This window comes from Mumia sp., assembly GCF_028803055.1.
GTDB lineage: Bacteria > Actinomycetota > Actinomycetes > Propionibacteriales > Nocardioidaceae > Mumia.
The window spans coordinates 1-5,896 of record NZ_JARBCJ010000189.1 but is presented as its reverse complement, the minus strand read 5'-3'; the positions used below and the strand labels follow the sequence as shown (position 1 = coordinate 5,896).

Here is a 5,896-nt window from a genome sequence, read left to right as displayed (position 1 = left end):
AGGAAGAGCAACGCCGCTCGCTCGATGTCAACCAGCAGTGAGGCAGGGAGGCGCCCGATGCGCTCGCTGACGTTGGTGCGCCGTACGGTCGTGATCTTGTCGACCATCGCGAAGCTCGGTCGTTCGATCCCTGTCGTTCGTGTCGACGGAACGGGGATCCGGATCAACGGCGCATCCACGACCGTCGTGGTCAGCGGAACAACGGTGACCGACTCCGTGGCGTCGAAAAGATCCTCTTGAAGGATCAGGGCGGGCCGAGGCTTCGACGCGTAGGTGCCGCCGGCGACTGCCCACAGCTCGCCGCGGTTCACTCGTCCCAGCTGTCGGAGACGGCGTCGACGAAGTCCTGGTCGTCGTCTCGACGGTCGGCGCGTGCGGCGGCGGCGGCCTGGCGGTGTGCCTCATCGCGGAACTGCTCGGTCCGCACGTCGGGAACCCACACCTGGATCGGCCGGTATCCGCGCTCGCGCATGCGCCGGCGGTGCTCGGCGACGCGGTCACGGACAGTCATGTCACCGACGTTACATGTAACACGGGTACCGGCTCAAGGTCTCGCAACGGACGTCCTCAGAGTCCGAGCGCGCCCGCCAGGCCGTTGAGCTGAAGCCTGATCCCGCCTCGGACGTGGGGAAGGTCGTGGGTGCCGTCACCGGTCGGCGTCACGAAGGCGACCTGCTCGGTCCAGCGCAGGCGCGTGCCATCGTCGGTCGGGTCGAGCGCGACGGTGACCAGGGCGGTCCAGCGCAGCACGTCGTTCACGTGCGTCTCGTAGGTGAGGACGATCCGCTGCGCGGGCACGAGGTCGACGAACCGGGAGTCGTATGCGAGGCGCTCAGCCGTGCCGTCGACGGCACGGAACGTGCTCCGCGCGGACTCGCCGCCGCCGACGCGGAAGTCGTGCTCGTACGTGGCGTCGCGACCCGGAAGTCGGAACCAGCGGCGTCGTACAGCGGGGTCGGCGAAGGCCTCGTACACGCGGGTCGGCGCGGCGGCGAGGTCGAGCGTCACGGTGAAGGTGTCGTGCTGGACCTCGGCGGGCGCGGGCGTCGTCATGACGGGGCACAACCACGACGGCGGACGAGCTAGTCCCGGATTGTTAGGTCGCCTCTGCCGGCGCGCCACCGATCCCGATCTCGTTGCCGTCGGGGTCGCGGTAGGTGTGCTTGCGGACCCCGTTCTCGTATGTCTCGCGAGTGGCCGGCTCGATGCCGCGTGCGCTCACCCCGGCGACGAACGCGTCGAAGTCGTCGAAGAACAGCGTCTGCATGGCGTGCCCGGCGTGCTCGGGCTTGAGCTCGACGTAGAGGAAGCGGTGCTCGCCGAGCTCCCAGACGACCTCGGTGTCGTTGGGTCGGAACACCTCGTCCGTGCCGAGCAGACGGGCGTACCAGTCCTTCGCGGCGTCGAGGTCGCTGACGCAGATCCCGGCGAAGAGGTCGATCTCGCTCATCCGGTCAGGCTAGATCGCGTGGAGCTCGCCGAGGCGTTCTCAGCCGGGCGATCTCGCGCCGCGAGTGCGCGACGGCGCGACTCTCGCCACCGCTGGAGGACGCGAGGTCGTGCGCGAGGTCGAGGGTCGCGTTCATGACGTGCTTCTCCCGCCGCCGGCTCACACCCTTCGGCCGTGACCGGAGTGCGGCGCGTCGAGCGCGGCGGCGCTGCCTGCGACTGCCCGCCACCGCATCGAGCTCAGCCTCGGTGATCGTGCCGTCGGCGACCTCGGGCTGGAGGATCGCCCGGAGGTATCCGCGCTCGCGTGTCCCACCGAGGTGGATCGCGACCGCCAGCGCGACCAGGGCGGCGACGGTCAGGCCGAGCATCATCGCGCCGGCCGCGGCAGCTCCGAACGGGCCCACGAGCGCTGCCATCGAGTCCCAGAGGCCGTGCAGCAGCATCGCGGTCGCGATGAGGGCCAACCCGCGCCCCACGCGCCGCGGCTGGGCGACCGTGCCGATGACGTAGATCAGCCCGGCACTGAAGAGCGCGGTGTAGAGGGCGTGCGACGGGATGCCGGTGATCGCGCGGGCCACGAACGTCTCCAGCACGGTCGACGTCTGATCCGTGCCGAAGTGCGACATCGCCGCGTTCTGGCCGTACAGCACGTCTTCCAGGATCTGGAAGCCGAGACCGATGTACGCGCCGACCATCAACCCGTCGTACACCGTGCGGATCACCACCGGCGCGAGCCCAAGGAGCAGCACGAAGAAGACCGCCTTGGACGTCTCCTCGACGAAGGGGGCCGTCAGACCTGCCTGCCAGTCCTCGGCGAAGGTCTGGCCGAAGAGCTTGCCGTACAGGTCCATGAGGGCTGCGTTGCCGGGCAGCGCGAACGCCCAGGGCGCGGCGAAGCCGCCCGCGACGAACGCCGTGAGGGCCAGCCGGCCGGGCGTCTTCTCGTACCGGTCGAACGAGTGCAGGAACAGCAGGAAGACGATGGCGAACAGGCCGGAGCTGACGATCGCGACGGTGTTGGCGTCGGCGAAGATCTCGGCCGTCGGCAGGGACAGGGTCACGAACTTCCAGAGCCCGAGGCCGACGAGGAGGAGATAGACCCAGAAGCAGGCGTTGTGCGGCTGGACGAACCGGTACGGCGCGCCCCAGCCGGACACCATGATCGCGTCGCGGCGGCGGGCGAGCACCTCGTCCCCGTCGGGCGCGGGGACGGGCATCGCGGTCGCGGTCACGATTCGTCCCGCCGGGTGTCGGTGAAGCTCCGGAGCATGTCTTCGATGTCGGAGCTCCTCTGCTTCATCGCCTCAGGGGCGCCGACGACCTGGACCTCGATCCCGGTGTCGTCGACGACGAAGGCGGCACTGACCCCGACGTTGCGCTGGGACTCGAAGCCCTCGACGAGGCCGCGCAGCCCCGAGTCGGTCGTGAGCGGTCGAGGGCTGCCGGTGACCGAGAACCCGGCGGGGTCGCCGGTCGTGGTGCTGATCCGGTCGATCTGCCGCAGCAGTCTGCGGGTCGAGCCCTTGAACGGACCCTGCGTCACCTCGAAGGAGATGCCGTCCTTGGTGAGGATGGTCTGGTCCATCGCCACCGTGCCGTCGCGCGGCTTGTCGCTCGTGCGGAGACCGCTGACGAGGCCCCAACCCGGTGACGGGGTCATGGTGACGCGGTCGGTGACCTGGAGGACGTCACCGGCACGGATCGGGTCGTCCGACGGGACCTGGTTGTCGATCCACGGGACGAGCCACGCCCAGAGCAGATAGACGACGAGCGCCGGGACGGCGTACACGAAGGTCCTCCGGTCGAGCCCGAGGAGCCGGTGCTCGGCCGGGACCCGGTGGCGCGAGAAGCCGGCGCGCGAGATCGCCATGATCCCCCCGTCGCGGGACCAGCGGCCCGCGGTGCGGTCGTGCTGGTGGGTTGCAGACTACGTCGCGGGGAGCGATCGCGCGTATGAGACGCCGCGCGTCACCCACTCCGCCAGCGCGGCGTCGTCGCGGACGGCGTCGCTGCTGACGTGGAGCCACCCGCGCAGCTCGCGTCCCCGCATCATCATCGGCTCGACGCCGTCGGCAGCCTGCAGCGCGCCGACGTCCTCGGGGTCGACCCGCACCATCAGACCGCCGCGCCCGCTCGCCGCGACCGCCATCTTGCCGGCGACGAGGAACGCCAGCCCACCGAACATCCGCTGCTCGCGGAGTAAGTCCTCGCCCGAGGCGATCGCCAGCGACACGTCGCGGATGCGCTCGGCCAGCTCGTCGTCGTACGACATGAGGCCAGTGTGCGCCGACGTCCGGACAGAAAGCGAGGGTTAAGACTGTGCCTCGACGTCCTCCAGCCCAGCGAGCATCGCGCGGAGCACCCGCAGCGTGGTGTCGACGTCGGTGTCGGTGAGGTCGCCGGGGACGCGGCCCATGAGCTCGTGCTCGCGGGCGACGACGGCGGCGATCGCGCGTTCGCCGTCGGGAGTGATCCGGATGAGCGAGGAGCGCCGGTGGGCCGGGTTGTCGACGGCCTCGACCCATCCGAGCGTGGAGGCGTCGTTGACCATGCGCTGCACGAACTGGCGGCTGAGGTCCTGCGTGCGCGCCATCTGCGGCACGGTGCGGGCGCCCTCTCGGTGGAGCTGGTCGAGGACGGCGCGGACTCCGACGGACATGCCCATCACGGGCTGGCTCTGCTCGACGATCCGGAGGACCTTGCGAGAGAGGGGGCCGACGACGAGGTAGACCTCCGCGAGCCGGGCTGCGAGACGGTCGGGGTCCAACGGGGTGGCGGTCACGTTCCCCATGATGACACCTGGGTTGTCAATGCTGCAGGCGTATGACACCTTGGTTGTCATGCTGGCTCGTACGGAAGACCTTCAGCACCTCACCCTCGTCGACCAGCACGTCGCGTTCGTCGACCGGGACCCTCGTACGGGCGCCACGCCGCTCGTCTTCCTGCACGGAGGGGCGGTCGACCACCGGATGTGGGGACCACAGCTCGACGCGTTCCCCGAGCGGCGCGTCCTCGCGCCCGACGCCCGCGGTCACGGCTGGTCCTCGAACGCGACCGAGGCGAGGCTCTGCGACGACGTGGTCGCGCTCCTCGATGCGCTCGGGATCGAGCGTGCTGTCCTGGCCGGGATCTCGATGGGGGGTGCGACCGCCGTCGACACCGCACTCGAGCACCCCGACCGCGTCGCCGGTGTCGTCGCCGGCGGCGTCGGGACGAGCGAGCCGGTGTTCGAGGACGCCTGGGCGCTCGACCTCTTCGCGCAGTGGGAGCGTGCCGCTGCCGCCGGTGACGCGGAGACCTGGCTGGGGGCGTTCATGGCGTTCGTGGCCGGCCCGCGCCGTACCCGCGCGGACGTCGACCCCGCGGTGTGGGACGCGGTCGAGGAGATGGCGAGCCACACCCTCGCCGAGCAGGTCGTCGTCGACGAACACGGCGTCGCGGTCCCGCCCGCGAGGCCGATCGGCGTGACCGACACGTGGTCACGGCTGTCGGGCATCTCCGTACCGGTGCTCGCGATCGCCGGCGCCGAGGACGCTGACGATCACCGACGGATGGCCGAGCGCCTCGTCGCGTCGGTGCCGCACGGGGAGCTGGTGATGATCGAGGACGCGGCGCACTACCCCAACCTCGAGCGGCCGGAGCGCTTCAACCGCGTCCTCGATGACTTCCTCGCGGCGGGCGGGCTCTGACGGCACCTCCGGACGCCGCCCGCGGCCACCGATGAGTTCCGGGTGGCCGTCCAGGTCTGCCCACCATGACCGACACCAGAAGCCTGACCACACCCGCTGCCACGCTCGCCTACGACGTACTCGGGCCCCTTCCGCCCACCGATCGGCCGGCGCTGATGCTCGTCGCCGCCCCGATGACCGCCGAGGGGTTCACGTCGCTCGCGACCGGCTTCGGCGATCGCACCGTCATCACGTACGACCCTCGTGGCCTCGGCCGCAGCACCCGGCACGACCACTCGACCGCGCACACGCCGGAGCAGAACGCCGAGGACATGCACCGGATCATCGCCGAGCTCGGCATCGCCCCGGTCGACGTCTTCGCGAGCAGCGGCGGCGCCGTGAGCGCCCTGGCGCTCGTGGCCGCCTACCCCGACGACGTCGCGACCCTGGTGGCGCACGAGCCGCCGATGCTGGCCCTGCTCCCCGACGCCGACCGTGCCTTCGCCGCCGAGAAGGCGACGCACGCGATCTATCACGAGAAGGGATGGGGGCACGGCATGGCGTCGTTCATCGCCCTCTCCTCGTGGAAGGGGGAGCTCACCGACGAGTTCGCCGCTGCCCCGCCGCCCGACCCAGCGGCCTTCGGCCTGCCGTCGGAGGACGACGGGTCGCGCGACGATCCGCTGCTGTCCGGCGTCTCGGACGCGATCACCGCGTACGAGCCCGACGTCGACGCCGTCCTCGCGGCGCCGACCCGCATCGTGCTGGCGGTCGGC

Annotated in this window: 10 protein-coding genes; 2 read left to right on the top strand and 8 right to left on the bottom strand. The window is 70.8% G+C overall.

The features are described 5' to 3' along the window. From PV363_RS14940 to PV363_RS14905, 8 genes are all read right to left on the bottom strand, one after another. A partial coding sequence (locus PV363_RS14940) for a type II toxin-antitoxin system PemK/MazF family toxin (protein WP_301022732.1) occupies positions 1-311 on the bottom strand: 311 nt, incomplete at its 3' end. After that, on the bottom strand, positions 308-511 hold the full coding sequence (locus PV363_RS14935; RefSeq protein ID WP_220345780.1) for an antitoxin MazE-like protein: 204 nt from the start codon (positions 509-511) through the stop codon (positions 308-310). The genes PV363_RS14935 and PV363_RS14940, both read right to left, overlap by 4 nt. Before the next feature lie 56 nt (positions 512-567). Continuing rightward, positions 568-1,053 (bottom strand): SRPBCC domain-containing protein, encoded by a 486-nt coding sequence (locus PV363_RS14930; protein WP_301022731.1) that lies wholly within the window; start codon positions 1,051-1,053, stop codon positions 568-570. Between the two features lie 43 nt (positions 1,054-1,096). After that, a complete protein-coding gene (locus PV363_RS14925) occupies positions 1,097-1,450 on the bottom strand; it encodes a VOC family protein (RefSeq protein WP_301022730.1) in 354 nt (117 codons plus the stop codon). 4 nt (positions 1,451-1,454) lie between these two features. Next, the gene (locus tag PV363_RS14920) at positions 1,455-2,684 is read right to left on the bottom strand and encodes a PrsW family intramembrane metalloprotease (protein WP_301022729.1); all 1,230 of its coding nucleotides are present in this window, start codon (positions 2,682-2,684) and stop codon (positions 1,455-1,457) included. Beyond that, positions 2,681-3,322 (bottom strand): hypothetical protein, encoded by a 642-nt coding sequence (locus PV363_RS14915; protein ID WP_301022728.1) that lies wholly within the window; start codon positions 3,320-3,322, stop codon positions 2,681-2,683. The genes PV363_RS14920 and PV363_RS14915 overlap by 4 nt, the downstream gene beginning before the upstream one ends. A gap of 57 nt (positions 3,323-3,379) precedes the next feature. Then, the gene (locus PV363_RS14910; protein ID WP_220342994.1) at positions 3,380-3,724 is read right to left on the bottom strand and encodes a TfoX/Sxy family protein; all 345 of its coding nucleotides are present in this window, start codon (positions 3,722-3,724) and stop codon (positions 3,380-3,382) included. A 39-nt stretch (positions 3,725-3,763) separates the two neighbouring features. Beyond that, positions 3,764-4,234: a MarR family transcriptional regulator gene (locus tag PV363_RS14905; RefSeq protein WP_220366497.1), complete on the bottom strand. Its 471-nt coding sequence runs from the start codon at positions 4,232-4,234 to the stop codon at positions 3,764-3,766. 58 nt (positions 4,235-4,292) lie between these two features. On the opposite strand from PV363_RS14905, the gene PV363_RS14900 reads away from it, so the two are divergent. Both PV363_RS14900 and PV363_RS14895 read left to right on the top strand, forming a co-directional pair. Then, a complete protein-coding gene (locus PV363_RS14900) occupies positions 4,293-5,141 on the top strand; it encodes an alpha/beta hydrolase (protein WP_301022727.1) in 849 nt (282 codons plus the stop codon). 65 nt (positions 5,142-5,206) lie between these two features. Beyond that, on the top strand, positions 5,207-5,896 hold a 690-nt coding region (locus PV363_RS14895; RefSeq protein WP_301022726.1), incomplete at its 3' end, for an alpha/beta hydrolase.